The sequence below is a fragment of the Synechococcus sp. H55.11 genome, from assembly GCF_047462475.1.
In the GTDB taxonomy this organism is placed as follows: Bacteria; Cyanobacteriota; Cyanobacteriia; order Thermostichales; family Thermostichaceae; genus Thermostichus.
Genome location: NZ_JANSJI010000359.1, coordinates 9,007 through 11,486, shown reverse-complemented (window position 1 = coordinate 11,486; position 2,480 = coordinate 9,007). Strand labels below are relative to the sequence as shown.

3 protein-coding genes are annotated in these 2,480 nt (G+C 58.3%); 1 reads left to right on the top strand and 2 read right to left on the bottom strand.

Annotated elements, in window-relative coordinates; translation table 11 throughout:
* Positions 1 to 107: 107 nt before the first annotated feature.
* Together NW853_RS13730 and NW853_RS13725 are read right to left on the bottom strand one after the other, a co-directional pair.
* On the bottom strand, positions 108 to 851 hold the full coding sequence (locus tag NW853_RS13730) for an NUDIX hydrolase (RefSeq protein ID WP_414335009.1): 744 nt from the start codon (positions 849 to 851) through the stop codon (positions 108 to 110).
* Between the two features lie 106 nt (positions 852 to 957).
* Positions 958 to 2,145: an ABC transporter ATP-binding protein gene (locus tag NW853_RS13725; RefSeq protein WP_414349303.1), complete on the bottom strand. Its 1,188-nt coding sequence runs from the start codon at positions 2,143 to 2,145 to the stop codon at positions 958 to 960.
* Positions 2,146 to 2,371: 226 nt separating this feature from the next.
* Here NW853_RS13725 and NW853_RS13720 point away from each other — a divergent pair.
* On the top strand, positions 2,372 to 2,480 hold a 109-nt coding region (locus NW853_RS13720; RefSeq protein WP_414349306.1), incomplete at its 3' end, for an SDR family NAD(P)-dependent oxidoreductase.

Genomic DNA, 2,480 nt, shown 5'->3' with positions numbered 1-2,480 from the left:
ACATTATCTCGGCATAAGCCTTTGTCCGGGTAGTCATGTACAGAACCCCCTTTAATATAGAAGCGAATCTGTACCCACCAAATCTGGCTGGATCCCTCCAGCAGACCTCAAACGAATACCATCGGCTTGTGCCGGATTTTCTCGAAAGCGGCTGCATCAAAACGGTAAAGAGTTGCCGGTCTGCCTGTTCCCTGGGTGCTTTTCTGGCCGGTATCCCGCAAAATGCCCAGTTTTAGCAAGCGGGCGCGAAAATTGGAGTAATCGGAGAACCCCTCGCCCAAAACGGTGCCGTAAAGCTGATAGACCTCCCCCAGCGTGAAGGTGGCGGGCAAAATATCGAAAGCAATCGGGCTGTACTCTAACTTGGCGCAGAGGCGACGGCGAGCGTAGCGGCAAATTGCTTCGTGGTCAAAGGCCAAAGGGGGAATCTGGTCAGCGGGATACCAGGCAATGCCCTCCACTCCGTCTGCCAGCAGTTGAGCATCCTGGAATCGCACCAGAGCAAAGTAGCTGACCGACAGGTAGCGTAGCCCACAGGCATCCTCGGCCTCGCGGGGATCCCGTTCTGGCCCAGCGAAGGTGTAGAGCTGCTCCAGGTAGAGATTTTTAACACGAATTTTCTCTGCCAAGATGCGGTAGGCCGCTGCCTCTAGGGATTCTGAGCGTCGCACCAGCGTTCCTGGCAGAGCCCAGCAACCGCGGAAGGGATCCTCCCGCCGCCGCACCAGCAGCACCAGAAGGCGATTCTGCTCGGTATCGATGGAAAAAATGACCGCATCCACACCGACGCGGAACTCCGCCAACGCGGTTCGCTCCTCCACTGTGCCGGCAATGATGCGGGATCCCTGCATAGATTGCCACTGCCCCTCCATCAACAGCCTACCCAGTTTGCTGCCAGATAGGGAGCGCCTGGGTCATGCCTCCGGGAGAACGTCGGGCAAAAGGGCGGCTTTTGGGTCAGGTTTGTTTTTGTAGCGGGGATCCCTCAGGCCCAGCAATGGGAAACAGACGACCTTGCCCGATGGCAATTCGAACTCGCGTGCCCACAGGCAGCGCTTCCCGCGCCAGGGCGTGCAATTCTTTGCCAGACTCTGCGATCAAGCAATAGCGATACTCTCGTCCCAAAAACTGTCGATCCCGGATGACAAGGCCGCCCTGAGGGTCAGGATGCAAATGCAACTCCTCCTGCCGAATCATCAGCTCTGCGCAGCGCAAGCTGGGGTCGCGCTGATCTCCCAAAGCCTGAAAGGGGATGTGCAACAGCTCTTCAGCCTGCCAACCGAACTCCCGCCGCTCACAGCGAAGAAAGTTGGCTTGGGTAATAAACTCGGCCACAAAGCGGGTGGCCGGCTCTCGATAGACTTCCTCCGGGGATCCCCATTGCTCAATACGCCCTTCCCGCATCACCGCCACCCAATCGGAAAGGCAGAGGGCCTCTTCCTGGTCGTGGGTGACGAAAATGGCCGAGGTCTGGGTTTGCTTGAGGATTTTGCGGATTTCCTCCCGCAGATAGTAGCGCACCTGCACATCCAGATTGCTGAGCGGCTCATCCAAAAGGATCAGGCTGGGCCTGGGGGCCAAAGCCCGAGCCAGGGCCACCCGCTGCTGTTGCCCGCCGGAAAGCTCGTGCGGATAACGATGGGCGTAGTCCTCTAGACCCACCAACCGCAAGACCTCGTAAGCCCGTTCCCGCGCCTGTTGGGCAGCGCCTCGCAACTCAGGTGAGGAGGAGCGATTGCCGCCCCCCCCTGCCGACGCAAATAGGGTGGCGGGCCGGAGTCCAAACATCACATTGGCCAACACGTCCAAGTGGGGAAACAGGGCAAAATCCTGAAACACCAGCCCCACCCCCCGCTGCTCCGGTGGGATCCATTGCCCCTCCCCGGCCACCACTCGCCCCCCCAGCAGGATCCGCCCGCCATCCGGCTGCTCAAAGCCGGCAATGGTGCGCAATAAGGTGGTTTTCCCGCAGCCCGACGGGCCCACAATCCCCAAGATGTCTCCCTGGGGCAGACGAAACGCCACTTCCTGCAAAACCAACTGCCGCTGGCCAGGAAACCTCTTGCTAATGCCCTCAACCTGAAGAATGTAGGGAGAATCCGCCCGGGCAGCAGTGGACGTTGAGGAAACCAAGAACTCAGTCATGACAGTTGTTGCAAAAGATTTTCACTATTTTTCACCAGACTACCATACCTTAAGTCCTGCCCGGCCCGACTCAGGGCAGATGGATGGCGGCAGGGATAGGATCAATCCCAGCCTTTCCCGTTTGATTCGAGTGGTAGGCGGGAATCAGTGTTAAACTCAGTTAACGAAGTTTACCGGTCTCTGGTGGCGCTTGTTCTTGACAGCGCATCCTAGAGTCTTATTGTGGATGAGTTTTGAGCCCCAGTTTCCCGAACGTGCCTTGATCACAGGGGCCAGTCGAGGGATCGGCAAAGCGGTAGCTCTGAGACTGGCCGAGGAAGGGATAGCGGTTGCTT

Bases quoted from the DNA above. Each gene is read 5' to 3' on its own strand.
- NW853_RS13730 (WP_414335009.1), bottom strand. From the start codon at position 851: ATGCAGGGATCCCGCATCATTGCCGGCACAGTGGAGGAGCGAACCGCG.
- NW853_RS13725 (WP_414349303.1), bottom strand. From the start codon at position 2,145: ATGACTGAGTTCTTGGTTTCCTCAACGTCCACTGCTGCCCGGGCGGAT.